Raw genomic sequence first — 24,402 nt, 5'->3', positions numbered from 1 at the left:
CCGGCGCCATCGCCCGTCTTCCTTACAGCTCTTCGGCGGAGCCGCCGGCAGCCGCGATCTTCTCCTTGGCGGAACCGGAGAAGGCGTGCACCTTCACCTGGACCGCCACGGAGATCTCGCCACTGCCGAGAATCTTGACCGGGCGGTTGCGGCGCACTGCGCCCCTGGCCGCCAGGTCGTCGGCGGTGACCTCGCCCCCTTCGGGGTAGAGCTCACCGAGCTTGTCCAGGTTCACGACCTGGAACTCGACCCGGTTGGGGTTCTTGAAGCCCTTGAGCTTCGGAAGCCGCCGGATCAGGGGCATCTGGCCGCCCTCGAACCCGACCGGCACCGTGTTGCGGGCCTTGGTGCCCTTGGTGCCGCGGCCCGACGTCTTGCCCTTGGACGCCTCGCCGCGGCCCTTGCGGACCTTGGCGCGGTTGGATCCCGGGGCGGGACGCAGGTCGTGCAGCTTCAGCGGAGTGCCCTCGGCACCCGCGGCGTCCTTCGTGAGGTCCGCCATGTCAGTCGACCTCCTCGACGGTGACGAGATGATTCACCGTGCGGATCATGCCGAGCACTTCGGGCCGGTCCTCGCGGACGACACTCTGCCCGATCTTCTTCAGGCCGAGCGTGCGCAGCGTGGCCCGCTGGTTCTGCTTCTCGCTGATCACGGACTTGATCTGCGTGATCTTGAGCTGCGTCACGATCCCACCTCCGCACGCGGCTCGCTGCCGGCGGCACGCGCCCGCAGCATGGCGGCCGGGGCGACGTCCTCGATCGGCAGGCCGCGCTTGGCCGCGATCTCCTCGGGGCGCTTGAGCGCCTTGAGGCCCGCGATCGTGGCGTGCACGATGTTGATCGCGTTGTCGCTGCCCAGCGACTTGCTCAGCACGTCGTGGATCCCCGCGCACTCCAGCACGGCGCGCACCGGGCCACCGGCGATCACGCCGGTACCGGGGCTGGCCGGACGCAGCAGGACCTCGCCCGCCGCGGCCCGCTCCTGCACCAGGTGCGGAATGGTGCCCTGGATCCGCGGCACCTTGAAGAAGTGCTTCTTGGCCTCTTCGACGCCCTTGGCGATCGCCGCGGGCACCTCCTTGGCCTTGCCGTAGCCGACCCCGACGGTGCCGTTGCCGTCACCGACGATCACCAGGGCGGTGAAGCTGAAGCGACGCCCGCCCTTGACGACCTTGGCGACACGGTTGATCGCCACGACCTTCTCGATGTACGACTGGCCCTTGTCGGCGCCACCGCGACCGTCGCGGCGGCCGTCGCGACGGTCGCCACCGCGACCGTCGCGGCGGCCGTCGCGACGGTCGCCACCCTGACCGCCACCACGCCTCTGCGCTGCCATCAGTGGTTCCTCTTCTCATCATTGACGAAAGCAAGGGCCGTCACAGCTCGAGGCCCCCCTCGCGCGCGCCGTCGGCGACGGCGGCCACGCGGCCGTGGTACTTGTTGCCGCCCCGGTCGAAGACGACGGCGCTGACGCCGGCCTCCTTGGCGCGGGCGGCCACGAGCTCGCCGACCCGGCGGGACTTGGCCGACTTGTCGCCGTCGTCGGCGCGCAGGTCGGCCTCCATGGTCGACGCGTAGGCCAGCGTGTGGCCCGCGGTGTCGTCGATCACCTGGACGAACATGTGCCGGCTGGAGCGGGTCACGACCAGGCGCGGCCGCGCGGCGGTGCCGACGACCTTCTTGCGGACCCGGAGGTGCCGGCGCTTGCGGGACTTCGCCCGGGCCGACGTGGCCTTACCGGCCAGGGTCTTGGTGCCTGCCATGATCTACTTACCAGCCTTTCCGACCTTGCGGCGGATCTGCTCACCCTCGTACCGCACACCCTTGCCCTTGTACGGGTCGGGCTTGCGCAGCTTGCGGATGTTCGCGGCGACCTCGCCGACCTTCTGCTTGTCGATGCCCTCGACGATCAGCTGGGTCGGCCGCTCGACCGTGAAGGTGATGCCCTCCGGCGGTTCCACGGTGATCGTGTGGCTGTAGCCGAGGGAGAACTCCAGGTTCTTGCCCTTGGCCGCCACGCGGTAGCCGACTCCCTGGATGACCAGGGTCTTCTTGTAACCCTCCGTCACGCCGACGACCATGTTGTTGATCAGCGTGCGGGTGAGACCGTGCAGCGCCCGGTTGACATTGATGTCGTCCGGCCGGGTCACGGTGACCGTGCCGTCCTCGAGCGCCACCTCGATGGGCTCGGCGACGGTGTGGCTCAGTTCGCCCTTGGGCCCCTTGACGGTGACCTGGCGGCCGTCGACACTCAGGTCGACACCGCCGGGCACGGTGATGGGGAGACGTCCGATACGCGACATTACTAGTGCCCTCCCCTCACCAGACGTAGGCGAGGACTTCCCCGCCCACGCCACGCTTGCCGGCCTGCCTGTCGGTCATCAGGCCGGAGGACGTCGAGATGATCGCGACGCCCAGCCCACCCAGAACCCTGGGCAGGTTGTCCTTCTTTGCGTACACCCGCAGACCCGGCTTCGAGACGCGCTTGATGCCGGCGATGGAGCGCTCGCGGGTCGGGCCGAACTTCAGCTCGATCGTGAGCTTCTTGCCGACCTCGGCGTCCTCCACCGTCCAGCCGGTGATGTAGCCCTCCTGCTGGAGGATCTCCGAGATGTGCGCCTTGATCTTCGAGTACGGCATCGACACCGAGTCGTGGTACGCCGAGTTCGCGTTCCGCAGACGCGTCAACATGTCTGCGATCGGATCGGTCATCGTCATGGGCTACAGGCCCTCCCTCGCCACGGTTTCCTCGGGCGGATGAAACCCGTGGACCTTTGGCGCGGTCGTGGACACCTTCTTCAGGTGCCCGGTGGTTATTACAGGCTGGGCGCCGCCCCCGCGGGGGCGGGCGCTCACCAGCTGGACTTCGTGATACCCGGCAGTTCGCCGCGGTGGGCCATCTCCCGGAAGCAGATCCGGCACAGGCCGAACTTCCGGTAGACCGCGCGCGGGCGCCCGCAGCGCGAGCAACGAGTGTAGCTGCGCACGCCGAACTTGGGCTTCCGAGCCGCCTTGGCGATCAGTGCCTTCTTCGCCATCAGTTCTCCTTGAAGGGGAAGCCCAGGAGCTTCAGGAGCGCCCGGCCCTCGTCATCGGTCTTCGCGGTGGTGACCACCGTGATGTCCATGCCGCGGTTGCGGTCGATCTTGTCCGGGTCCACCTCGTGGAACATGACCTGCTCGGTCAGCCCGAAGGTGTAGTTCCCGTTCCCGTCGAACTGCTTGGGCGACAGGCCGCGGAAGTCGCGGATCCGGGGCAGCGCGGTGGCCAGCAGCCGGTCCAGGAACTCCCACATGCGGTCGCCGCGCAGCGTGACGTGCGCGCCGATCGGCATGCCCTCACGCAGCTTGAACTGGGCGATGGACTTCTTCGCCCGGTTCACGGCCGGCTTCTGGCCGGTGATCGCGGTCAGGTCCTTGATCGCGCCTTCGATCAGCTTGGCGTCCTTGGCGGCATCGCCCACGCCCATGTTGACCACGATCTTGGTCAGGCCGGGGATCTGCATCACGTTGGCGTAGCCGAACTGCTCGCGCATCGCGCCCACGATCTCCTCGCGGTAGCGCAGCTTGAGCCTCGGCGCCGGAACGGTCTGCTCGGTCACGGTCTCAGTCATCGGAAGCAGGCTCCTTACCGCCCTTAGCGCTGGCCGACTCGGCCCGGCTCTTGTGCGGGCGGGTGACCCGGACCTTGCTGCCGTCCTCGCCGATCTCGTAGCCGATCCGGACGGGCTTGCCGTCCTCGACGAGCGCGACGTTGCTGACGTGCAGCGGCGCCTCGACCGTGACACGGCCGCTTTCCTTGCCGGCGCGCTGCTGGTCGGCCTTGATGTTCTTGGTCATGAGGTTCAGGCCCTCGACGACGACCCGCTCACGGCTGCGGTCGACACGCAGGACCTTGCCCGTCGCGCCCTTGTCCTTGCCGGCGATGACGATGACCTCGTCACCCTTCTTGATCTTCATCACAGCACCTCCGGCGCGAGCGAGATGATCTTCATGAACTTCTTGTCGCGCAACTCACGGCCCACCGGGCCGAAGATCCGGGTGCCACGGGGGTCGCCGCCGTCCCTGATCAGGACGGCCGCGTTCTCGTCGAAACGGATGTAGGAGCCGTCCGGCCGCCGGCGCTCCTTGCGGGTACGCACGATGACCGCCTTGACGACGTCGCCCTTCTTCACGCCGGCGCCGGGAAGGGCGTCCTTCACCGTCGCGACGATGACGTCGCCGACTCCCGCGTAGCGCCGACCCGAGCCGCCGAGCACCCGGATGCAAAGGATCTCCTTGGCACCCGTGTTGTCGGCGACCTTGAGTCGCGACTCCTGCTGGATCACGTTGACTCCTGTTCGTCACACCGGTTCTCCCCGGACCGCGTTGCGCGTCCGGGGAGCCTGGCGGAACCAGTGATTACTTGGCCTTCTCGAGGACTTCCACCACGCGCCAGCGCTTGGTGGCCGACATCGGGCGGGTCTCCATGAGACGGACGCGATCGCCGACGCCACACGCGTTGGCCTCGTCGTGCGCCTTGTACTTGGTCGTGCGGCGGATCACCTTGTGGTACCGGCGGTGCGTGATGCGGTCTTCGACGGACACGACCACGGTCTTGTCCATCTTGTCGCTCACCACGAGGCCTTCGAGCACCTTGCGGGCGTTCCGCTCCTCGGTCTTCTCTTCAGTCATCCTTGCCCTCCGCGGACTCCTCGGCGACCGTGACGATGCCGAGCTCCCGCTCCCGCATCACGGTGTAGATGCGGGCCATCTCCCGCTTCACGGTGCGCAGTCGCCCGTGGCTCTCCAGCTGGCCGGTCGCGGCCTGGAAGCGAAGGTTGAACAGTTCCTCCTTCGCCTCCTTGAGCTTGGTGACCAGGACGTCCTGGGGCTCGGTCCGCAGATCGTCGGCGGTAAGACCCTTGGCCATCAGGACTCACCCACCTCTCGCTTAACGATTTTGCACTTCATCGGAAGCTTGTGGATCGCGCGCGTCAGAGCTTCCCGAGCGACCTGCTCGTTCGGGTAGGAGATCTCGAACATCACGCGGCCCGGCTTCACGTTGGCCACCCACCACTCGACCGAACCCTTACCGGAACCCATCCGGGTCTCGGCCGGCTTCTTGGTCAGCGGACGGTCCGGGAAGATGTTGATCCAGACCTTGCCGCCACGCTTGATGTGGCGGGTCATCGCGATACGAGCGGCCTCGATCTGCCGGTTCGTCACATACGCGTGCTCGACGGCCTGGATGCCGAACTCACCGAACGTCACCTTCGTGCCACCCTTGGCCATGCCACGGCGCTTCGGGTGGTGCTGCTTACGGTGCTTGACCTTACGAGGGATCAGCATCGGCTACTTCAGCTCCCCTCACCACTCGCAGCAGCCTCCGGCGCCTGGGGGGCCTGCTGCTCTGAACCCTGCTGCTTCGGGGCACGCTCGCCGCCGCCGCCACCGCCACCGCGCTGGCCGCCACGGCCACCGCCGCCGCCGCCGGCGCCACCACGGCCGCCGCCGCCACCGCCACCGCCGCCACCGCGACGGTCGCCGCGGCGCTCACGGCCACCGCCACCGCCACCGCCGCCACCGGCGGCGCGCTGCTGCGCGGCCTTCTGCTCGCGCTCGGCGCGGGTCGCCCCGGCCTCGCCCTTGTAGATCCACACCTTCACGCCGATGCGGCCGAACGTCGTACGGGCCTCGTAGAAGCCGTAGTCGATCTCGGCGCGCAGCGTGTGCAGCGGGACCTGGCCCTCGCGGTAGAACTCCGAACGGGACATCTCGGCCCCGCCCAGGCGTCCGCCGCACTGGACCTTGATGCCCTTGGCACCGGACTTCATCGCCGACTGGATCGCCTTGCGCATGGCCCGGCGGAACGCCACCCGGCTGGACAGCTGCTCGGCCACGCCCTGCGCGACCAGCTGAGCATCGATCTCGGGGTTCTTGACCTCGAGGATGTTCAGCCGCACCTGCTTGCCGGTCAGCTTCTCCAGGTCGCCCCGGAGTCGCTCGGCCTCCGCGCCACGGCGGCCGATGACGATGCCCGGCCGGGCGGTGTGGATGTTGACCTCGACACGGTCACGGGTGCGCTCGATCTCGACCTTGGAGATGCCCGCCCGGTCCATGCCCTTTTGCAGCATGCGCCGGATCTGGACGTCTTCCTTGACGTAGTCCCTGTAGAGCTTGTCCGCGAACCACACGCTTTTGTGGTCGGTGGTGATTCCGAGCCGGAACCCGTGCGGGTTGATCTTCTGACCCACTACCGGGCCCTCCTCTTCGTCTTGCCGCTGCTGGCCTTGGCCTCTTCCCGCGACTGCACGACCACGGTGATGTGGCTCGTGCGCTTGTTGATGCGGTAGGCACGGCCCTGGGCACGGGGACGGAAACGCTTGAGCGTCGGCCCCTCGTCGACCCATGCCCGGCTCACGACGAGGTCGTCGGAGTCGAGCTTGAAGTTGTGCTCGGCGTTGGCGATGGCACTCGCCAGCACCTTGCCCACCGGCTCACTAGCAGCCTGGGGGGCGAACCTCAGGACCGCCTGAGCCTCCGCGGCAGGCAGGCCGCGGATGAGGTCCACCACGCGGCGGGCCTTCCTGGGCGTGACGCGGATGAACCGCGCCTGGGCCCTGGCTTCCATCGCTTTCCCTCTCTCCGTACGAGCTACTGCACTGCCTGGTCAGCCTCGGCGGCTGCGGCGGTCTTCCTTGACGTGGCTGCGGAACGTCCGCGTCGGCGAGAACTCGCCGAGCTTGTGTCCCACCATGGCGTCGGTAATGAACACCGGGACGTGCTTGCGGCCGTCGTGCACGGCGATCGTGTGACCGATCATCTCCGGCACGATCATGGAGCGCCGCGACCACGTCTTGATGACGTTCTTGGTGCCCTTCTCGTTCTGGACGTCCACCTTCTTCATCAGGTGGTCATCCACGAAGGGGCCCTTCTTAAGGCTACGTGGCATAACGAGCGACTCCTACCGCTTCTTCTTGCTGCGACGACGGACGATCAGCCGGTCGCTCGACTTGTTGGCCTGGCGAGTACGGCCTTCCTTCTTACCGTTCGGGTTCACCGGGTGCCGGCCACCAGAGGTCTTGCCCTCACCACCACCGTGCGGGTGGTCGATCGGGTTCATGGCCACACCGCGGACGGTCGGGCGCTTGCCCTTCCATCGCATCCGGCCGGCCTTGCCCCAGTTGATGTTCGACTGCTCGGCGTTGCCGACCGCTCCGACCGTCGCGCGGCAGCGCACGTCGACCATCCGCATCTCGCCGGAGGGCATCCGCAGCGTGGCGTACTTCCCCTCCTTGGCGAGCAGCTGGACGCCGGCGCCCGCGGAACGGGCCAGCTTGCCGCCGCCACCGGGCTTGAGCTCGATGGAGTGCACGACCGTACCGGTCGGGATGTTGCGCAGCGGAAGGCAGTTGCCCGGCTTGATGTCCGAGCCCGGGCCGTTCTCGACGCGGTCGCCCTGCTTGAGGCCGGTCGGCGCGAGGATGTAGCGCTTCTCGCCGTCGGCGTAGTGCAGCAGCGCGATCCGAGCCGTGCGGTTCGGGTCGTACTCGATGTGCGCGACCTTGGCCGGCACGCCGTCCTTGTCGTGCCGCCGGAAGTCGATCACCCGGTAGGCGCGCTTGTGCCCGCCGCCCTGGTGACGCGTGGTGATGCGGCCGTGGTTGTTGCGGCCGCCCTTCTTGGGGAGCGGACGCAGCAGCGACTTCTCGGGCTCGCGGCGCGTGACCTCCACGAAGTCGGCCACGCTCGACCCGCGACGACCCGGCGTCGTCGGCTTGTACTTACGGATGCCCATCTTATTCGTTCATCCCTTGTCTGCCTCGAGGCCCCGGTTAGGCCGGACCGCCGAAGATGTCGATCCGCTCGCCCTCTGCCAGGCTGACGATGGCGCGCTTGGTGTCCTTGCGCTTGCCGTAGCCGAACCGGGTGCGCTTGCGCTTGCCCGACCGGTTGAGGGTGTTCACACTCGTCACCTTGACGCCGAACACCGACTCGACGGCCTGCTTGATCTGAGTCTTGTTCGCGTCGGGCTGGACGAGGAACGTGTACTTGTTCTCGTCCAGGAGCCCGTAGCTCTTCTCGGAGACCACCGGCGCGATGATGACGTCCCGGGGGTCAGCGATCTTCGTCACTTCGCCCGCTCCTTCTTGCCGGCGCGCGCGACGAACTCGTCGTAAGCGGCCTGAGTGAAGACGACTTCGTCGTTCACCAGCACGTCGTAGGTGTTGAGCTGGTCGGAGACGAGAACGTGCACGCTCGGCTCGTTGCGCAGGCTCTTCCAGGTCAGCTCGTCCTCACGGGACAGGACCAGGAGGACGCGCTTGGCGTCGGTGACCGAGCGCAGTGCGCTCAGTGCCGTCTTCGTCTTCGGGGTGTCGCCCTCGATGATCTTGTCGACCACGTGCACCCGGTCGAACCGCGCACGGTCCGACAGGGCGCCGCGCAGCGCGGCGGCCTTCATCTTCTTGGGCGTCTTCTGCGAGTAGTCCCGCGGCTGCGGGCCGTGCACGATGCCGCCACCGGCGAACTGCGGCGCCCGGATCGAGCCCTGACGGGCCCGGCCGGTGCCCTTCTGCCGGTACGGCTTCTTACCGCCGCCGGAGACTTCGCCCCGGGTCTTTGTCGAATGCGAGCCCTGCCGGGCCGCCGCCAGCTGAGCGATCACGACCTGGTGGATCAGCGGCACGCTGGTCTTCGCGTCGAAGATCGCCGCAGGCAACTCGATGTCGATCTTTGAGGTCACTTGCCCGCTCCCTTCACAGCGCTGCGGACCAGGAGCACGCCGCCGTTCGGACCGGGAACCGCGCCCTTGATGAGCAGCAGGTTCTTGTCGGTGTCGATGGCGTGGACGGTCAGGTTCTGTACGGTGGTGCGGGCGTTGCCGTGACGACCGGCCATACGAAGGCCCTTGAAGACGCGACCAGGAGTCGCACAGCCGCCGATCGAGCCCGGGGAGCGGTGCTTGCGCTGAGTGCCGTGTGAGGCGCTCAGCCCGTGGAACCCGTGGCGCTTCATGACGCCCGCGAATCCCTTGCCCTTGCTCGTTCCGGTGACATCGATCTTCTGGCCGGCCTCGAAGACCTCGACGGTGATCTCCTGGCCGAGTTCGTACTCGGTGGTGTCGTCAGCCCGCAGTTCGACGAGATAACGGCGCGGCGTGACGCCGGCCTTCTCGAAGTGACCCGTGCGCGGCTTGTTCACCTTGCGCGGGTCGATCTGCCCGAACCCAAGCTGGACGGCGGTGTAGCCGTCGTTCTCCTGGGTGCGGAGCTGGGTCACGACACACGGCCCGGCCTGGACGACGGTCACCGGAACGATCCGGCCCTCATCGTCGAAGACCTGGGTCATGCCGAGCTTCTCGCCCAGGACGCCCTTCCTCTGCTTACTCATCTCTCGGTGCGTCCCTTAGAGCTAGAGCTTGATCTCGATGTCCACGCCGGCCGGTAGGTCGAGCCGCATCAGCGAGTCGACCGTCTTGGGCGTGGGGTCGATGATGTCGATCAGCCGCTTGTGCGTGCGCATCTCGAAGTGCTCGCGCGAGTCCTTGTACTTGTGCGGCGAGCGGATGACGCAGTACACGTTCTTCTCGGTCGGCAGCGGCACCGGGCCCGCGACCTTGGCGCCCGTCCGCGTCACCGTCTCAACGATCTTCTTCGCGGAGGTGTCGATGACCTCGTGGTCGTAGGCCTTGAGCCGGATGCGGATCTTCTGTCCCGCCATGGTGGCCTCGGTGTCCTTTGCTGTAGTGCCGCTGGTTACTTCGTCGTTCGCGATACGGCGGCCCGCCCGCCCGAGGGGGGTCGGGCCGCCCTATCGACGAGGGGTGCTACTTGGTGATCTTGGTGACGCGACCGGCGCCCACGGTCCGGCCACCCTCGCGGATGGCGAACTTCAGGCCCTCCTCCATGGCGATGGGCTGGATCAGCTCAACGCTCATTTCGGTGTTGTCGCCCGGCATGACCATCTCGGTGCCCTCGGGGAGGGTCACCACACCGGTCACGTCGGTGGTACGGAAGTAGAACTGCGGGCGGTAGTTGTTGAAGAACGGCGTGTGCCGCCCGCCCTCGTCCTTGGACAGGATGTAGACCTGGCCCTCGAACGCGGTGTGCGGGGTGTTGGTCCCCGGCTTGATGATGCACTGCCCGCGCTCGACGTCCTCGCGCTTGATGCCGCGCAGCAGCAGGCCGACGTTGTCGCCCGCCTCGCCGCGGTCGAGCAGCTTGCGGAACATCTCGACGCCGGTGACCGTGGTCTTGGTCGACTTCTCCTGGATGCCGATGATGTCGACTTCCTCGTTGACGTTGATCACGCCACGCTCGATCCGGCCGGTCACCACGGTGCCGCGGCCGGTGATCGAGAAGACGTCCTCGACCGGCATCAGGAAGGGCTTCTCGATGTCGCGCTCGGGCTGCGGCACGTTGCCGTCGACGGCGTCCATGAGCTCGACGATCGACGCGGCCCACTTCTCGTCGCCCTGCAGCGCCTGGAACGCGGACACGCGCACGACCGGCAGGTCGTCGCCCGGGAACTCGTACTCCGACAGCAGCTCGCGGACCTCGAGCTCGACGAGCTCCAGGATCTCCTCGTCGTCCACCATGTCGCACTTGTTCAGCGCGACGACGATGTAGGGAACGCCGACCTGGCGGGCCAGGAGCACGTGCTCCTTGGTCTGCGGCATCGGGCCGTCGGTGGCGGCCACGACCAGGATCGCGCCGTCCATCTGCGCGGCACCGGTGATCATGTTCTTGATGTAGTCCGCGTGACCCGGGCAGTCCACGTGCGCGTAGTGCCGCGCGGCGGTCTGGTACTCGACGTGCGCGATCGAGATGGTGATACCGCGCTCGCGCTCCTCCGGTGCCTTGTCGATGTCCTCGAAGGGCGTGAAGGGGTTGAGGTCCGGGTACTTGTCGTGCAGCACCTTGGTGATCGCCGCGGTAAGGGTGGTCTTACCGTGGTCGATGTGACCGATGGTGCCGATGTTCACGTGCGGCTTGGTCCGCTCGAACTTGGCCTTCGCCACTGGGTTGCTCCTTGTTGCGATCCTCGGCCGGCTACCCGGCCGCTTCGTGTGCTGGCATGGTGATCTGGGGCTGGCCCCGGGACTGGCTGTTCGCCTACTCGCCCCGGGCCTTGGCGATGATCTCCTGTGCGACGTTCCCGGGAACCTCGGCGTAGGAGTCGAACTGCATGGTGAAAACAGCCCGGCCCTGGGTCTTGCTGCGCAGATCACCCACGTAGCCGAACATCTCCGAAAGGGGCACGAGGGCCTTGACGACCCGCATCCCCGAACGCTCGTCCATCGACTGGACCTGACCGCGCCGGCTGTTGAGGTCACCGATGACATCGCCCATGTTCTCTTCGGGCGTGGTGACCTCGACCGCCATCATCGGCTCCAGCAGCGTGGCGCCCGCCCTGCGGGCGGCCTCCTTGAACGCCATGGAACCGGCGACCTTGAACGCCATCTCCGAGGAGTCAACCTCGTGGTAGGCGCCGTCCCGCAGGGTGACCTTGACGCCCACCATCGGGTAGCTGGCCAGCACGCCGAACTCGGCGGCCTCCTGGCATCCGGTGTCCACCGACGGGATGTACTCCCGCGGGATGCGGCCACCGGTGACCTTGTTGACGAACTCGTAACCGTCGGACCCGCCGCCGATCGGCTCCAGGTCGATGATCACGCGGCCGAACTGGCCCGAGCCACCCGTCTGCTTCTTGTGGGTGTACTCGACCTTCTCGACCTTCTTGGTGATCGTCTCGCGGTACGCCACCTGCGGCTTGCCGACGTTCGCCTCGACCTTGAACTCGCGCTTCATCCGGTCGACCAGGATCTCCAGGTGGAGCTCGCCCATCCCGGAGATCACGGTCTGGCCCGTGTCCTCCTCGGTCCGAACCGTGAAGGACGGGTCCTCCTCGGCCAGCCGCTGGATCGCGGTGCCCAGCTTCTGCTGGTCGGCCTTGGTCTTCGGCTCGATCGCGACGTGGATCACCGGCGCCGGGAAGTTCATCGACTCCAGGACGATCGGGTCCTTGTCGTCGGCCAGCGTCTCACCGGTGGTGGTCTGCTTGAGCCCCATCACCGCGATGATGTCGCCGGCGCCCGCGCGCTCGATCTCGGTGCGCTTGTTGGCGTGCATCCGGTAGATCTTGCCGATCCGCTCCTTGCGCTCCTTGACGGAGTTCAGGACCTGCGTGCCGGACTCCAGCACGCCGGAGTAGATCCGCAGGAAGGTCAGCTTGCCCAGGTGCGGGTCGCTGGCGATCTTGAAGGCCAGGGCGGAGAACGGCTCGTCCTCGCTCGGCCTGCGGGTCAGCGCCTTGTCCTCGTCGCGGACGGCGTGGCCCTCGATGGCCTCGACGTCCATCGGGGAGGGCAGGTAGCGGACGATCGCGTCCAGCAGCGGCTGCACGCCCTTGTTCTTGAACGCGGTACCGCAGGTGACCGGAGTCAGCGCGGCCGCGATGGTGGCGCGGCGGATGCCGGCGTAGAGCTGCTCCACGGTGGGCTCGGTGCCCTCGAGGTACAGCTCCATGGTCTCGTCGTCGTTCTCGGCGAGCGTCTCGACCAGCTTGTCGTGCCACTCGCGGGCCGCGTCGGCGTGCGACTCGGGGATGTCGACGGTGTCGTACATCTCGCCGAGCTTGGCCTCTTCGTTCCAGATGAGCGCCTGCATCGTCACCAGGTCGATGACGCCCTTGAAGTCGGACTCGGCACCGATCGGCAGCTGCAGGACCAGCGGGGTCGCGCTGAGCCGGTTCTCGATCATGTCGACGCAGCGGTGGAACTCCGCGCCGACCCGGTCGAGCTTGTTGACGAAGCACATCCGCGGCACGCCGTACCGGTCGGCCTGGCGCCACACGGTCTCCGACTGGGGCTCCACACCGGCGACACCATCGAACACCGCGACCGCGCCATCGAGCACCCGCAGGTTGCGCTCCACCTCGACGGTGAAGTCGACGTGCCCGGGGGTGTCGATGATGTTGATCGTGTGCTTGACGTCGGCCACGGGCCACTCGCAGGTGGTGGCAGCGGAGGTGATGGTGATGCCCCGCTCCTGCTCCTGCTCCATCCAGTCCATGGTCGCGGCGCCGTCGTGAACCTCGCCGATCTTGTAGCTGATCCCCGTGTAGTACAGGATCCGCTCAGTCGTCGTGGTCTTGCCTGCGTCGATATGGGCCATGATCCCGATGTTGCGGACCTTGGCCAGGTCTACACCGGTTTTGGTAGCCACTGTGTCCTCGCGTCGTCTCGTCGTCGTCGTTACCCGCCGGGGCTACCAGCGGTAGTGGGCGAAGGCCTTGTTGGACTCCGCCATCTTGTGCGTGTCCTCACGCTTCTTCACCGCGGCGCCCAGCCCGTTGCTGGCGTCGAGCAGCTCGTTCATGAGGCGCTCGGTCATGGTCTTCTCGCGGCGCTGGCGGGCGAACACCACCAGCCAGCGGAGCGCGAGAGTGGTGCTGCGGGAGGGCCGCACCTCCACCGGGACCTGGTAGGTCGCGCCACCGACACGGCGGCTGCGGACCTCCAGGGTCGGCTTGACGTTGTCGAGCGCGCGCTTGAGCGTGACGACCGGGTCGTTGCCGGTCTTCTCGCGGGCACCCTCGAGAGCGTCGTACACGATGTTCTGCGCGATGGACCGCTTGCCGTCCAGAAGAATCTTGTTGACAAGCGCGGTGACCAGCGGCGAGTTGTACACCGGGTCAGCGATCAGCTGGCGCTTGCCAGCGGGGCCCTTACGCGGCATTAGCTCTTCTCCTTCTTAGCGCCGTAGTGGCTGCGCCCCTGCTTGCGGTTCCGAACGCCCTGGGTGTCCAGCGTGCCGCGAATGATCTTGTACCGGACACCCGGGAGGTCCTTCACCCGGCCGCCCCGCACGAGCACGATCGAGTGCTCCTGCAGGTTGTGCCCGACGCCGGGGATGTAGGCCGTGACCTCGATCCCGCTCGACAGCCGGACACGCGCGACCTTGCGAAGCGCGGAGTTCGGCTTCTTAGGCGTCGTCGTGTAGACGCGCGTGCAGACACCCCGGCGCTGGGGGCTGCCCTTGAGCGCAGGCGTCTTGTTCTTGGTCACCTTGTCCTGGCGGCCCTTGCGGACCAGCTGCTGGATCGTGGGCACCGCGTCTCCGTCTTCCCTCGTACCGAGCCGGTAAGTCTTCTCTGGATGAATCCCGTAGTGCACGAGACCCGTCATCACCACCGCTTGCGCGGCTGTGACCTGCCGGTTTCCCGACCTCTCCGACCCACGCGGTCGGGCGTGTCGCACTCTCATGAAGAGCCGCACACCACCGCCCGGCCCAGAAGGGCCGAATCAAGCCGGGGAGTTTTTGCCGCGACGCGAAGCCGCCATCAAAGATGGCTCCAGGCTCGCGCGCACGCAGAGTGGCCCGCATAGAGCGGGCACGAAGAAAGAGATTACCCAGCCGCGCGCCAAAGTGCAAAGTGAGCGGCGCACTATCGTGCCGGGGCCCTCCGGCGCAAGATCGATACGCCGTCCGGATCCGTTCTCCCTCCGGCGTAACGGCCCGCCGCGAGCGGGAGTTCCCGCCGCGCGGCCGGACGGCACACCGGCATTGTGACCCGGCGGCCACCGGATGGGGAAGATCTGACCGAATCTTAGATCTTCCCCGCCCCGGCCGCCGGGCCGGCTCCGTCGCTAGAGGACGAAGCCGAAGAGGATCACCGCGATGATCACTATCAGGGCGACCACCCCGGCGATGATCAGCATCAGGTTCTTGCTGCCGCCCTTGGCCGGCTTGCCCCGGTGGCTGCCGGGCTGGCCGGCGGCCTGCCCGCCGTACTGCTGCTGCCCGTACTGCTGCTGCCCCTGCTGGCCCTGCTGGCCGTAGTCCTGCTGGCCCTGCTGACCCTGCTGGCCGAACTGCTGGGGCTGCTGACCGTACTGCTGCGGCTGCTGCTCACCCGGCTGGCCGAACTGCTGCTGGCCGTAACCCTGCTGCTGGCCGTACGCCTGCTGCTGCCCCTGCTGGCCGTAGTCCTGCTGGCCCTGCTGGCCCTGCTGGCCGAACTGCTGGCCCTGCTGGCCGAAGTCCTGCTGCTGGCCGTACCCCTGCTGCGGCTGCTGGCCCTCCGGCGCGCCCCACTGCTGCCGCCCCATGTCCATCCGGGTCTGGTCGGGGTTGGCCGGAGCGTCACCGCCCACCTGGCCCTGGTGCGACGAGGCGTCGAACGCCTGCGTCGACTGGGCGTCCTCCCCCTGCTGCGGGGCCGGTGCCGGAGCGCCGTACCGCTGCGGCTCCTGACCGTACGACTCCGGTGCCGGCGCGGGTGCGCCGAACCCGGAGTCGGGCGGGGGCACCATCATCGTGCGCTCGTTGTCGGACTGCCCCTGGTCAGGACCGCCCGCCTGCCACGGCTCGGCCGGGGACTCGCCGTGCTTGCGCTCGGGACCGGTCGCGACGGGGATGTCGGTGCCCGGCGACCAGTGCAGCGTGGCCTGGTCGTCCACGACGGGCCTGGGCGGCTCCGCGCTGGGGACGCCGCTGCCCGGCCCCGGAACGATCAGCGTCCGGTCGGCGGCCGACTCGGTCTCGGCCGGCGGCTGCTGGGGCTGCTCGAAGCCCGGAGCGGCGGGCGGCGGGCCGAAGCCCTGCTGCGGCTCCTGCGGCTGCTGAGCGTGCTGCGGGGGCTGGCCGTACGGTGCCTGCTGCTCGAACGGCTGCTGGCCGTACTGCGCCTGCGGCGGGCCCTGCTGGCCGAACTCCTGCTGCTGGCCCTGCTGGCCCTGCTGGCCCTGCTGGCCCTGCTGGCCGTAGTCCTGGCTGAAGTCCTGCGGCTGGCCGTATCCCTGCTGCGGCTGCTGCTGCCCGTATCCGCCGGAGGCGGGCGGGTCGTAGATGCCGGGCGCCGGAGGCTGCTGGCCGTACTGCTGCTGCGGCTCCTGCGGAGCCCCGTACGGCTGCTGCGGTGCCTCGGGCTGCTGCCCGGGCTGCTGCACCGGGATCGGCTCGATCATCGTCGGCGGCGGGGCCGGCGGTGAGGGACGCTCGTCCTGCCCGTACCCGGGCTGGCCTTGCTGCTCGTACCCCTGCCCGTACCCGGGCTGGCCCTGCTGCTCGTACCCCTGCTGCTCGTATCCCTGCTGCGGCTGCTGAGGCGGCCCCTGCTGCTGGGAGGGCGGCGGGGGCTGCTGCGGGGACGGTGGCTGCCCGCCGCCGGCCTGGCCGCCCAGCTGGGGCGCCCCGAAGACCACCGTGCGGTCACCCAGCGGCCGCGCGGGCGGCTCGTTCTGGTCCGGCTGCGACCCCTGCTCCGCGGCAGGGGTCTCCTTGTCGTCAGGCAACGGCCACTGTGGGCCCTGCGTGCCGTCTTGCTCGGTCATCGTCGGGCTCCTTCAGCGCCGTTGTCCTGGGTGTTCTTACTCCCAGGCCAGTGCCCGTACGCCCGGAGACCCGCGGCGCATAACGCGGTCTCCAGGGCTCATGCCCTTTCCCCGGGTGGCGAGGTCGCCACGCTGGGGACTTTCGTCCCCAAGCCTGCCCCGATCGCCGGGGGTATCGCAAATCATCTGCCCACACGAGTCATCGCGCGACCCGTCCACATCACCGTGACCCAGGAGTGACCGGGGGCGGTGAGCGGCCGGTGTGACCACCGGAACGGGCCGCAGGCAGCCGAAAGGCCCCCGCCGGCGTACCGGCGGGGGCCTTTCGGTCATGCGTGTGCCTTGCCCTGTGCCGCCGCCCGATCAGGCGGCGGCGACGGGATCAGCGGTTGTACTGACCGAAGTCGTACTCCTCCAGCGGGACGGCCTCGCCGGAGCCCTGCCCGAAGGCGTACTCGGCGCCGTCGTCGTAGGACCCGACGGAGTAGACCGCCGCCTTGGCCTCCTCGGTGGGCTCGACCCGGACGTTGCGGTACTGCGGCATGCCGGTACCGGCCGGGATGAGCTTGCCGATGATGACGTTCTCCTTGAGGCCCAGCAGCGGGTCGCTCTTGGCGTGCATCGCAGCCTCGGTGAGCACCCGGGTGGTCTCCTGGAAGGACGCCGCCGACAGCCACGACTCGGTCGCCAGCGAGGCCTTGGTGATCCCCATCAGGACGGGACGGCCCGCGGCCGGCACCCCTCCGTCGGCGACCACGTTGCGGTTGCGCGACTCGAAGTGCGGCCGCTCGACCAGGTCGCCCGGCAGCAGATCGGTGTCACCCGACTCGAGGATGTTCACCCGCTTGAGCATCTGGCGGACGATGATCTCGATGTGCTTGTCGTGGATCGACACGCCCTGCGACCGGTAGACCTCCTGGACCTCGTGGACCAGGTGCAGCTGGACGGCGCGCGGGCCGAGGATGCGCAGCACCTCGTGCGGGTTGATCGCACCCGCGATGAGCTGCTGGCCCACCGCGACGCGCTCGCCCTCCTTGACCAGCAGCCGGGACCGCATCGGGACCTGGTAGGGGATCTCGTCCGAGCCGTCGTCCGGGACGACGACGACCTTGCGGGTCTTCTCCGTCTCGTCGATCTTGACCCGGCCGGCGACCTCGCTGATCGGTGCCACGCCCTTGGGGACGCGGGCCTCGAACAGCTCCTGGACACGCGGCAGACCGTGCGTGATGTCACCACCGTGAGAAACACCACCGGTGTGGAACGTCCGCATGGTCAGCTGGGTGCCGGGCTCGCCGATGGACTGCGCGGCGATGATGCCGACGGCCTCACCGACGTCCACCCGCTTGCCGGTGGCCAGCGAGCGGCCGTAGCAGGCGGCGCAGACACCGATCTTGGCCTCGCAGACCAGCGCGCTGCGGGTCCGGACCTCCTCGACCCCGGCCTCGACCAGGCGGGACACCACGACGTCGGACAGGTCGGTGTCGCCCGGGAAGATGACCGTCCCGTCGACCACGACCTCCTCCGCGATGGTGCGCCCGACCAGGCTGGTCTCGGACGTGGTCGGCTTGACCAGCGTGCCGTCGGCCAGCTTGTCGGCCACCCGGAAGGGGATGGTGCGGTCGGTGCCGCAGTCCTCCTCGCGGACGATGACGTCCTGCGCGACGTCCACCAGGCGCCGGGTCAGGTAACCCGAGTCGGCGGTACGCAGCGCGGTGTCGGCCAGGCCCTTGCGGGCGCCGTGGGTCGAGATGAAGTACTCGACCACCGACAGGCCCTCGCGGAACGAGGACTTGATCGGCCGCGGGATGGTCTCGCCCTTGGGGTTGGAGACCAGCCCGCGCATGCCGGCGATCTGCCGGATCTGCAGCGGGTTGCCGCGGGCACCGGAGTTGACCATCATCCAGACCGGGTTGGTCCGGGGGAAGGCCTTCTCCATGTCCACCGCGACCTCGGCCGTGGCCTTGTTCCAGATCTCGATGAGCTCCTGCTTGCGCTCGTCATCGGTGATCAGACCGCGGTTGAACTCGCGCTGGACCTTGTCGGCCTGCTTCTCGTACTCGCTGAGGATCGCCGCCTTGTTGGGCGGCACGATGACGTCCTCGATCGAGATGGTGACCCCGGACCGGGTGGCCCAGTGGAAACCGGTGCTCTTGAGGGCGTCCAGCGCGTTGGCCACCTCGACCTTGGGGTAGGTCTCGGCCAGCTCGTTGACGATCACCGAGAGCTGCTTCTTGCCGACCTCGTAGTTCACGAACGGGAAGTCGGCGGGCAGCGTCTCGTTGAACAGCGCCCTGCCCAGCGTGGTCTCCAGCCGGTACGGCTGGCCGGGCTCGTAGCCCTCGGGCGCCTGCCAGCCGCGCGGCGGCGGGACGTCCTTGAACCGGATCTGGACCATGGCCTGCAGGTCCAGCTCGTCCCGGTCGTAGGCCATGATCGCCTCGGCGACCGAGCCGAACGCGCGGCCCTCGCCCGGCCCCTTCTCCTTCTCGGTCGTCAGCCAGTAGAGGCCGATCACCATGTCCTGGGTGGGCATGGTGACGGGCTTGCCGTCCGACGGCTTCAGGATGTTGTTCGTGGACAGCATCAGGATCCGGGCCTCGGCCTGCGCCTCCGCGGACAGCGGAAGGTGGACCGCCATCTGGTCGCCGTCGAAGTCGGCGTTGAAGGCGGTGCAGACCAGCGGGTGGATCTGGATGGCCTTGCCCTCGACCAGCTGCGGCTCGAAGGCCTGGATGCCCAGGCGGTGCAGGGTCGGTGCGCGGTTGAGCAGCACCGGGTGCTCGGTGATGACCTCTTCGAGCACGTCCCACACCACAGGGCGGGCACGCTCGACCATGCGCTTGGCGCTCTTGATGTTCTGCGCGTGGTTGAGGTCGACCAGCCGCTTCATCACGAACGGCTTGAACAGCTCCAGCGCCATCTGCTTGGGCAGACCGCACTGGTGCAGCTTCAGCTGCGGGCCGACCACGATGACCGAACGGCCCGAGTAGTCGACGCGCTTGCCGAGCAGGTTCTGCCGGAACCGGCCCTGCTTGCCCTTGAGCATGTCCGACAGCGACTTGAGCGGACGGTTGCCCGGCCCGGTGACCGGGCGGCCGCGGCGGCCGTTGTCGAACAGCGCGTCGACGGCCTCCTGCAGCATCCGCTTCTCGTTGTTGACGATGATCTCGGGCGCGCCCAGGTCGAGCAGGCGCTTGAGCCGGTTGTTCCGGTTGATCACGCGGCGGTACAGGTCGTTCAGGTCGGAGGTGGCGAACCGGCCACCGTCCAGCTGCACCATCGGACGCAGGTCCGGCGGGATCACCGGGATGCAGTCGAGCACCATGCCCAGCGGGCTGTTGCGGGTGTTCAGGAACGCCGAGACGACCTTCAGCCGCTTGAGGGCGCGGGCCTTCTTCTGGCCCTTGCCGGTACGGATGATGTCGCGCAGCTTCTCGGCCTCGGCCTCGAGGTCGAAGTTCTGCAGCCGGGCCTGGATGGCCGCGGCGCCCATGCCGCCCTCGAAGTACTTGCCGAACCGGTCGCGCATCTCGCGGTAGAGCAGCTCGTCGCCCTCGAGGTCCTGGACCTTGAGACCCTTGAAGCGGCTCCAGACCTCGTCGAGGCGGTCGATCTCGCGCTGCGCGCGGTCGCGCAGCTGCTTCATCTCCCGCTCGGCGCCGTCGCGCACCTTGCGCTTCTGGTCGGCCTTGGCCCCGGCCTCCTCCAGCTCCGACAGGTCGCCCTCCAGCTTCTGCTGGCGGGCCTCGACCTGTGCGTCGCGGGCCTGCTCGATCTGCTGGCGCTCCACCGAGATGTGCGCCTCCAGCGTGGGCAGGTCGCGGTCGCGCCGCTCCAGGTCCACGTTGGTGATCATGTACGCCGCGAAGTAGATGATCTTCTCGAGATCCTTCGGGGCCAGGTCCAGGAGGTAGCCCAGCCGGCTGGGCACGCCCTTGAAGTACCAGATGTGGGTGACCGGAGCGGCCAGCTCGATGTGGCCCATCCGCTCACGCCGCACCTTGGCACGGGTCACCTCGACGCCGCAGCGCTCGCAGATGATGCCCTTGAAGCGGACCCGCTTGTACTTACCGCAGTAGCACTCCCAGTCCCGGGTCGGACCGAAGATCTTCTCGCAGAAGAGCCCGTCCTTCTCCGGCTTGAGGGTCCGGTAGTTGATCGTCTCCGGCTTCTTCACCTCGCCGTGCGACCACTGGCGGATATCGTCGGCGGTCGCCAGACCGATGCGAAGCTCGTCGAAGAAGTTGACGTCAAGCAACTGTTTTCCCCTTGAGTTGATCAGACCTCTTCGACACTGCTCGGCTCACGCCGGGACAGGTCGATGCCGAGCTCCTCCGCCGCCCGGAAGACGTCCTCGTCGGTGTCGCGCATCTCGATGGACATGCCATCGCTCGACAGGACCTCGACATTGAGGCAGAGCGACTGCATTTCCTTGATGAGCACCTTGAAGGACTCGGGAATGCCGGGCTCGGGGATGTTCTCGCCCTTGACGATGGCCTCGTAGACCTTCACCCGGCCGAGAACGTCGTCGGACTTGATGGTCAGCAGCTCCTGCAGCGCGTAGGCCGCGCCGTACGCCTCAAGGGCCCAGACCTCCATCTCGCCGAACCGCTGGCCGCCGAACTGGGCCTTACCGCCCAGGGGCTGCTGCGTGATCATGGAGTACGGGCCGGTCGAACGAGCGTGGATCTTGTCGTCGACCAGGTGGAGCAGCTTCAGGATGTAGATGTAGCCGACCGAGATCGGGTCGCTGTACGGCTCCCCGGTACGGCCGTCGAACAGCCGGGCCTTACCGGTGGGGTCGACCAGGCGCTCCCCATCGCGGTTGGGCAGGGTGCTGGAGACCAGGCCGATGACGTCGTTCTCACGCGCGCCGTCGAACACCGGAGTCGCGGTCTTGGTCCACGGTCCGGCCTCTTCGGCCCCGATCGCCCGCAGGTCCTTCTTCCACTCGGCGTCGTCGCCCTCGATCTTCCAGCCGCGGCTGGCCACCCACCCGAGGTGGGTCTCCAGGACCTGGCCGACGTTCATCCGGCCGGGCACGCCCAGCGGGTTGAGCACGATGTCGACCGCGGTGCCGTCCTCGAGGAACGGCATGTCCTCGACCGGCAGCACCTTGGAGATGACGCCCTTGTTGCCGTGCCGGCCGGCCAGCTTGTCGCCGTCGGTGATCTTGCGCTTCTGGGCGACGTACACCCGGACGAGCTCGTTCACGCCGGGCGGCAGCTCGTCACCGTCGTCGCGGGAGAACACCCGGACGCCGATGATCTTGCCCTGCTCGCCGTGCGGCACCTTCAGCGAGGTGTCGCGGACCTCGCGCGCCTTCTCACCGAAGATCGCGCGCAGCAGCCGCTCCTCGGGGGTCAGCTCGGTCTCGCCCTTGGGCGTGACCTTGCCGACCAGGATGTCGCCCGGAACGACGTCGGCGCCGATCCGGATGATGCCGCGCTCGTCGAGGTCGGCCAGCACCTCCTCGGAGACGTTCGGGATGTCCCGGGTGATCTCCTCGGGGCCCAGCTTGGTGTCGCGGGCGTCGACCTCGTGCTCCTCGATGTGGATCGAGGAGAGGACGTCGTCCTGCACCAGGCGCTGGCTGAGGATGATGGCGTCCTCGTAGTTGTGCCCTTCCCATGGCATGAACGCCACGAGCAGGTTCTTGCCGAGCGCCATCTCGCCCTGGTCGGTGCACGGCCCGTCGGCCATGACCTGGCCCGCCTCGACCCGCTGCCCCTCGTCCACGATGGGCTTCTGGTTGTAGGAGGTGCCCTGGTTGGACCGCTTGAACTTGACGACCCGGTAGGTGGTGCGGGTGCCGTCGTCGTTCATGACGGTGATGTAGTCGGCCGAGACCTCCTCCACCACGCCGGCCTTGTCGGCGATGATCACGTCGCCGGCGTCGACCGCGGCACGGTACTCCATGCCGGTGCCCACCAGCGGAGCCTCGCTGCGCAGCAGCGGGACCGACTGGCGCTGCATGTTGGAGCCCATCAGCGCCCGGTTGGCGTCGTCGTGCTCCAGGAACGGGATCATCGCGGTCGCGACCGAGGTCATCTGGCGCGCGGAGACGTCCATGTACTGGACCTCGCCCGGCGGCACCAGCTCGACCTCGCCGCCCTTCTTGCGGATCAGCACCCGCGTCTCGGAGAACGATCCGTCCTCGGCCAGGCCGGAGTTGGCCTGGGCGATGATGAAGCGGTCCTCCTCGTCGGCGGTGAGGTAGTCGATCTGGTCGCTGACCACGCCGTCGATGACCTTGCGGTACGGGGTCTCGACGAACCCGAACGGGTTGACCCGCCCGAACGCCGCGAGCGAGCCGATCAGGCCGATGTTCGGGCCTTCCGGGGTCTCGATCGGGCACATCCGGCCGTAGTGCGAGGGGTGGACGTCACGGACCTCCATGCCCGCCCGCTCACGCGACAGGCCGCCCGGGCCCAGCGCCGACAGCCGCCGCTTGTGCGTCAGGCCGTCCAGCGGGTTGCTCTGCTGCATGAACTGCGAGAGCTGGCTGGTGCCGAAGAACTCCTTTATGGAGGCGACGACCGGGCGGATGTTGATCAGGGTCTGCGGCGTGATCGCCTCGACGTCCTGGGTGGTCATCCGCTCGCGGACCACGCGCTCCATCCGGGCCAGGCCCAGCCGGACCTGGTTCTGGATCAGCTCGCCGACCGTGCGCAGCCGCCGGTTGCCGAAGTGGTCGATGTCATCGACCTCGATCGGCACCGAGACGGCGCCCAGCGTGGCCTCGTCCTCGCCGGCGTGCAGGCGCACCAGGTACTCGATGGTGGCGACCACGTCGTCCTCGGTCATCGTGCCCTGGTTCATGTCCAGGTCGAGACCGAGCTTCTTGTTCACCTTGTAGCGCCCGACCTTGGCGAGGTCGTACCGCTTGGGGTTGAAGTAGAGGTTCTCCAGCAGGGTCTGCGCCGACTCCTTGGTCGGCGGCTCGCCCGGGCGCAGCTTGCGGTAGATGTCGAGCAGCGCGTCGTCCTGGCCGGTGGTGTGGTCCTTCTCCAGGGTGACGTTGATCGACTCGTAGCTGCCGAACCGCTCGCGGATCCGGTCCTCGGTCCAGCCGAGGGCCTTGAGCAGCACGGTGACCGGCTGCTTGCGCTTGCGGTCGATGCGGACACCGACGTTGTCACGCTTGTCGATCTCGAACTCGAGCCAGGCGCCGCGGCTCGGGATGACCTTGCAGCCGTAGATGTCCTTGTCCGACGCCTTGTCGAGGGCGCGGTCGAAGTAGACACCAGGCGACCGGACGAGCTGGGAGACGACGACCCGCTCGGTGCCGTTGATGATGAAGGTGCCCTTCGGGGTCATGAGCGGGAAATCGCCCATGAACACCGTCTGGCTCTTGATCTCACCGGTGGTGTTGTTGATGAACTCCGCCGTGACGAACATCGGGGCGGAGAAGGTCATGTCCTTGTCTTTGCACTCCTCGACGGAGTACTTGGGCGGCTCGAACCGGTGATCCCGGAACGACAGGGACATGGTCCCGGAGAAGTCCTCGATGGGACTGATCTCTTCAAAGATCTCTTCGAGGCCCGACTGGGTCGGGACGCTCTTGCTTCCGGCCTTCTGGGCCGCCTCGACCCGGGCCTTCCACCTCTGGTTGCCGAGCAGCCAGTCAAAAGAGTCGGTCTGCAGCGCAAGGAGGTCCGGAACTTCGAGCGGCTCCTTGATGCGCGCGAAGGAGACGCGGTCCGGACCGGTTGCGGTATTCGAGGCGTTGCGCGAGGCTGCCAAGAGTGGTCCTTCCGAGGGCTCGCGGCGTAACTGACGACACGCACGCCAGACGATCCAGGTGCGAGATCCCGTCCCGGATGGGCCCGCAAAGGGGCAGGACAGGGGTGCACTCACACGTGGATAGTCAGAGGGCAGCGCAAAGGGGCAGTGTAGCCAAGAACCACACCGCTCGCAACTCTACCGCCGCAGTATGCATCACAGTTGCCATGGAGCATCGCCCCTCAACGCCGTCGAGTCAAGAGCGGACTTGGACTTTTCGGGCTCTGACCTGCAGTGAGGAAGGCCATAGTTTAGGATCCCCCCGGCTACCCGCCGGTAGAAGCGCGGATTCTCGCT

At 67.8% G+C, this 24,402-nt stretch carries 28 protein-coding genes; all 28 read right to left on the bottom strand.

Going from position 1 to position 24,402, the window contains the following annotated elements; translation table 11 throughout:
• Positions 1-22: 22 nt before the first annotated feature.
• The 28 genes from rplO to rpoB all read right to left on the bottom strand — a co-directional run bounded on the left by rplO (position 23) and on the right by rpoB (position 24,066).
• Complete coding sequence (gene rplO, locus ACH34Q_RS37920) at positions 23-502, bottom strand: 50S ribosomal protein L15 (RefSeq protein WP_395988004.1); 480 nt, start codon at positions 500-502, stop codon at positions 23-25.
• Between the two features lies 1 nt (position 503).
• Positions 504-686, bottom strand: a complete 183-nt coding sequence (gene rpmD / locus ACH34Q_RS37915; RefSeq protein ID WP_395988003.1) for a 50S ribosomal protein L30 — start codon at positions 684-686, stop codon at positions 504-506.
• Entirely contained in the window at positions 683-1,339 is a 657-nt protein-coding gene (gene rpsE, locus ACH34Q_RS37910) for a 30S ribosomal protein S5 (protein ID WP_395988050.1), read from the bottom strand. Before rpsE ends, rpmD begins: the two co-directional genes overlap by 4 nt.
• A 37-nt stretch (positions 1,340-1,376) precedes the next feature.
• Positions 1,377-1,763 (bottom strand): 50S ribosomal protein L18, encoded by a 387-nt coding sequence (gene rplR, locus ACH34Q_RS37905; RefSeq protein WP_395988001.1) that lies wholly within the window; start codon positions 1,761-1,763, stop codon positions 1,377-1,379.
• A 3-nt stretch (positions 1,764-1,766) separates the two neighbouring features.
• Positions 1,767-2,303 carry a 50S ribosomal protein L6 gene (rplF, locus tag ACH34Q_RS37900; RefSeq protein ID WP_395988000.1) on the bottom strand — a complete coding sequence of 179 codons (537 nt, stop codon included), beginning with the start codon at positions 2,301-2,303 and terminating at the stop codon, positions 1,767-1,769.
• 16 nt (positions 2,304-2,319) lie between these two features.
• A complete protein-coding gene (gene rpsH / locus ACH34Q_RS37895) occupies positions 2,320-2,718 on the bottom strand; it encodes a 30S ribosomal protein S8 (protein ID WP_395987999.1) in 399 nt (132 codons plus the stop codon).
• 134 nt (positions 2,719-2,852) lie between these two features.
• The gene (locus ACH34Q_RS37890) at positions 2,853-3,038 is read right to left on the bottom strand and encodes a type Z 30S ribosomal protein S14 (protein ID WP_395987998.1); all 186 of its coding nucleotides are present in this window, start codon (positions 3,036-3,038) and stop codon (positions 2,853-2,855) included.
• Positions 3,038-3,613 carry a 50S ribosomal protein L5 gene (rplE, locus tag ACH34Q_RS37885; protein WP_395987997.1) on the bottom strand — a complete coding sequence of 192 codons (576 nt, stop codon included), beginning with the start codon at positions 3,611-3,613 and terminating at the stop codon, positions 3,038-3,040. Before rplE ends, ACH34Q_RS37890 begins: the two co-directional genes overlap by 1 nt.
• Positions 3,606-3,959, bottom strand: a complete 354-nt coding sequence (rplX, locus tag ACH34Q_RS37880; RefSeq protein WP_395987996.1) for a 50S ribosomal protein L24 — start codon at positions 3,957-3,959, stop codon at positions 3,606-3,608. Before rplX ends, rplE begins: the two co-directional genes overlap by 8 nt.
• Positions 3,959-4,327 (bottom strand): 50S ribosomal protein L14, encoded by a 369-nt coding sequence (gene rplN, locus ACH34Q_RS37875; RefSeq protein WP_395987995.1) that lies wholly within the window; start codon positions 4,325-4,327, stop codon positions 3,959-3,961. Before rplN ends, rplX begins: the two co-directional genes overlap by 1 nt.
• A 73-nt stretch (positions 4,328-4,400) precedes the next feature.
• Positions 4,401-4,673 carry a 30S ribosomal protein S17 gene (rpsQ, locus tag ACH34Q_RS37870; RefSeq protein WP_395987994.1) on the bottom strand — a complete coding sequence of 91 codons (273 nt, stop codon included), beginning with the start codon at positions 4,671-4,673 and terminating at the stop codon, positions 4,401-4,403.
• Positions 4,666-4,911 carry a 50S ribosomal protein L29 gene (gene rpmC / locus ACH34Q_RS37865; RefSeq protein ID WP_395987993.1) on the bottom strand — a complete coding sequence of 82 codons (246 nt, stop codon included), beginning with the start codon at positions 4,909-4,911 and terminating at the stop codon, positions 4,666-4,668. The genes rpsQ and rpmC overlap by 8 nt, the downstream gene beginning before the upstream one ends.
• Entirely contained in the window at positions 4,911-5,330 is a 420-nt protein-coding gene (rplP, locus tag ACH34Q_RS37860) for a 50S ribosomal protein L16 (protein ID WP_395987992.1), read from the bottom strand. The genes rpmC and rplP overlap by 1 nt, the downstream gene beginning before the upstream one ends.
• A gap of 8 nt (positions 5,331-5,338) precedes the next feature.
• Positions 5,339-6,235, bottom strand: coding sequence for a 30S ribosomal protein S3 (gene rpsC, locus ACH34Q_RS37855; RefSeq protein ID WP_395987991.1), 897 nt, complete (start codon positions 6,233-6,235; stop codon positions 5,339-5,341).
• Positions 6,235-6,612: a 50S ribosomal protein L22 gene (gene rplV / locus ACH34Q_RS37850; RefSeq protein WP_395987990.1), complete on the bottom strand. Its 378-nt coding sequence runs from the start codon at positions 6,610-6,612 to the stop codon at positions 6,235-6,237. Before rplV ends, rpsC begins: the two co-directional genes overlap by 1 nt.
• 39 nt (positions 6,613-6,651) lie before the next feature.
• Positions 6,652-6,933, bottom strand: a complete 282-nt coding sequence (gene rpsS / locus ACH34Q_RS37845; protein ID WP_395987989.1) for a 30S ribosomal protein S19 — start codon at positions 6,931-6,933, stop codon at positions 6,652-6,654.
• Between the two features lie 12 nt (positions 6,934-6,945).
• A complete protein-coding gene (gene rplB, locus ACH34Q_RS37840) occupies positions 6,946-7,779 on the bottom strand; it encodes a 50S ribosomal protein L2 (protein ID WP_395987988.1) in 834 nt (277 codons plus the stop codon).
• Positions 7,780-7,816: 37 nt separating this feature from the next.
• Positions 7,817-8,116 (bottom strand): 50S ribosomal protein L23, encoded by a 300-nt coding sequence (gene rplW, locus ACH34Q_RS37835; protein ID WP_395987987.1) that lies wholly within the window; start codon positions 8,114-8,116, stop codon positions 7,817-7,819.
• The gene (rplD, locus tag ACH34Q_RS37830) at positions 8,113-8,727 is read right to left on the bottom strand and encodes a 50S ribosomal protein L4 (protein ID WP_395987986.1); all 615 of its coding nucleotides are present in this window, start codon (positions 8,725-8,727) and stop codon (positions 8,113-8,115) included. The genes rplW and rplD overlap by 4 nt, the downstream gene beginning before the upstream one ends.
• Positions 8,724-9,374: a 50S ribosomal protein L3 gene (gene rplC, locus ACH34Q_RS37825; RefSeq protein ID WP_395987985.1), complete on the bottom strand. Its 651-nt coding sequence runs from the start codon at positions 9,372-9,374 to the stop codon at positions 8,724-8,726. The genes rplD and rplC overlap by 4 nt, the downstream gene beginning before the upstream one ends.
• 21 nt (positions 9,375-9,395) lie before the next feature.
• Positions 9,396-9,704 (bottom strand): 30S ribosomal protein S10, encoded by a 309-nt coding sequence (rpsJ, locus tag ACH34Q_RS37820; protein ID WP_018657599.1) that lies wholly within the window; start codon positions 9,702-9,704, stop codon positions 9,396-9,398.
• A 106-nt stretch (positions 9,705-9,810) separates the two neighbouring features.
• The gene (gene tuf / locus ACH34Q_RS37815; RefSeq protein ID WP_395987984.1) at positions 9,811-11,004 is read right to left on the bottom strand and encodes an elongation factor Tu; all 1,194 of its coding nucleotides are present in this window, start codon (positions 11,002-11,004) and stop codon (positions 9,811-9,813) included.
• 94 nt (positions 11,005-11,098) lie between these two features.
• Positions 11,099-13,210, bottom strand: coding sequence for an elongation factor G (gene fusA / locus ACH34Q_RS37810; RefSeq protein ID WP_395987983.1), 2,112 nt, complete (start codon positions 13,208-13,210; stop codon positions 11,099-11,101).
• Positions 13,211-13,252: 42 nt separating this feature from the next.
• A complete protein-coding gene (rpsG, locus tag ACH34Q_RS37805) occupies positions 13,253-13,723 on the bottom strand; it encodes a 30S ribosomal protein S7 (protein ID WP_395987982.1) in 471 nt (156 codons plus the stop codon).
• A complete protein-coding gene (gene rpsL, locus ACH34Q_RS37800; RefSeq protein WP_117398359.1) occupies positions 13,723-14,097 on the bottom strand; it encodes a 30S ribosomal protein S12 in 375 nt (124 codons plus the stop codon). The genes rpsG and rpsL overlap by 1 nt, the downstream gene beginning before the upstream one ends.
• A 537-nt stretch (positions 14,098-14,634) precedes the next feature.
• Positions 14,635-16,320 (bottom strand): hypothetical protein, encoded by a 1,686-nt coding sequence (locus ACH34Q_RS37795; protein ID WP_395987981.1) that lies wholly within the window; start codon positions 16,318-16,320, stop codon positions 14,635-14,637.
• Positions 16,321-16,702: 382 nt separating this feature from the next.
• Complete coding sequence (locus ACH34Q_RS37790; protein ID WP_395987980.1) at positions 16,703-20,578, bottom strand: DNA-directed RNA polymerase subunit beta'; 3,876 nt, start codon at positions 20,576-20,578, stop codon at positions 16,703-16,705.
• Between the two features lie 20 nt (positions 20,579-20,598).
• The gene (gene rpoB, locus ACH34Q_RS37785) at positions 20,599-24,066 is read right to left on the bottom strand and encodes a DNA-directed RNA polymerase subunit beta (protein ID WP_395987979.1); all 3,468 of its coding nucleotides are present in this window, start codon (positions 24,064-24,066) and stop codon (positions 20,599-20,601) included.
• Positions 24,067-24,402 lie beyond the last annotated feature (336 nt).

This window comes from Actinomadura sp. 9N407 (genome assembly GCF_044326315.1).
Taxonomy (GTDB): domain Bacteria; phylum Actinomycetota; class Actinomycetes; order Streptosporangiales; family Streptosporangiaceae; genus Spirillospora.
The sequence above is the reverse complement of the archived record's forward strand: the minus strand, read 5'-3'. Positions and strand labels throughout refer to the sequence as shown.

Excerpts from the sequence above, each read along its gene's own strand:
- rplO (WP_395988004.1), bottom strand. The coding sequence starts at position 502 with ATGGCGGACCTCACGAAGGACGCCGCGGGTGCCGAGGGCACTCCGCTG.
- rplR (WP_395988001.1), bottom strand. The coding sequence starts at position 1,763 with ATGGCAGGCACCAAGACCCTGGCCGGTAAGGCCACGTCGGCCCGGGCG.
- rplF (WP_395988000.1), bottom strand. The coding sequence starts at position 2,303 with ATGTCGCGTATCGGACGTCTCCCCATCACCGTGCCCGGCGGTGTCGAC.
- rpsH (WP_395987999.1), bottom strand. The coding sequence starts at position 2,718 with ATGACGATGACCGATCCGATCGCAGACATGTTGACGCGTCTGCGGAAC.
- ACH34Q_RS37890 (WP_395987998.1), bottom strand. The coding sequence starts at position 3,038 with ATGGCGAAGAAGGCACTGATCGCCAAGGCGGCTCGGAAGCCCAAGTTC.
- rplE (WP_395987997.1), bottom strand. The coding sequence starts at position 3,613 with ATGACTGAGACCGTGACCGAGCAGACCGTTCCGGCGCCGAGGCTCAAG.
- rplX (WP_395987996.1), bottom strand. The coding sequence starts at position 3,959 with ATGAAGATCAAGAAGGGTGACGAGGTCATCGTCATCGCCGGCAAGGAC.
- rpsQ (WP_395987994.1), bottom strand. The coding sequence starts at position 4,673 with ATGACTGAAGAGAAGACCGAGGAGCGGAACGCCCGCAAGGTGCTCGAA.
- rpmC (WP_395987993.1), bottom strand. The coding sequence starts at position 4,911 with ATGGCCAAGGGTCTTACCGCCGACGATCTGCGGACCGAGCCCCAGGAC.
- rplP (WP_395987992.1), bottom strand. The coding sequence starts at position 5,330 with ATGCTGATCCCTCGTAAGGTCAAGCACCGTAAGCAGCACCACCCGAAG.
- rplV (WP_395987990.1), bottom strand. The coding sequence starts at position 6,612 with ATGGAAGCCAGGGCCCAGGCGCGGTTCATCCGCGTCACGCCCAGGAAG.
- rpsS (WP_395987989.1), bottom strand. The coding sequence starts at position 6,933 with ATGCCACGTAGCCTTAAGAAGGGCCCCTTCGTGGATGACCACCTGATG.
- rplB (WP_395987988.1), bottom strand. The coding sequence starts at position 7,779 with ATGGGCATCCGTAAGTACAAGCCGACGACGCCGGGTCGTCGCGGGTCG.
- rplC (WP_395987985.1), bottom strand. The coding sequence starts at position 9,374 with ATGAGTAAGCAGAGGAAGGGCGTCCTGGGCGAGAAGCTCGGCATGACC.
- rpsJ (WP_018657599.1), bottom strand. The coding sequence starts at position 9,704 with ATGGCGGGACAGAAGATCCGCATCCGGCTCAAGGCCTACGACCACGAG.
- rpsG (WP_395987982.1), bottom strand. The coding sequence starts at position 13,723 with ATGCCGCGTAAGGGCCCCGCTGGCAAGCGCCAGCTGATCGCTGACCCG.
- ACH34Q_RS37795 (WP_395987981.1), bottom strand. The coding sequence starts at position 16,320 with ATGACCGAGCAAGACGGCACGCAGGGCCCACAGTGGCCGTTGCCTGAC.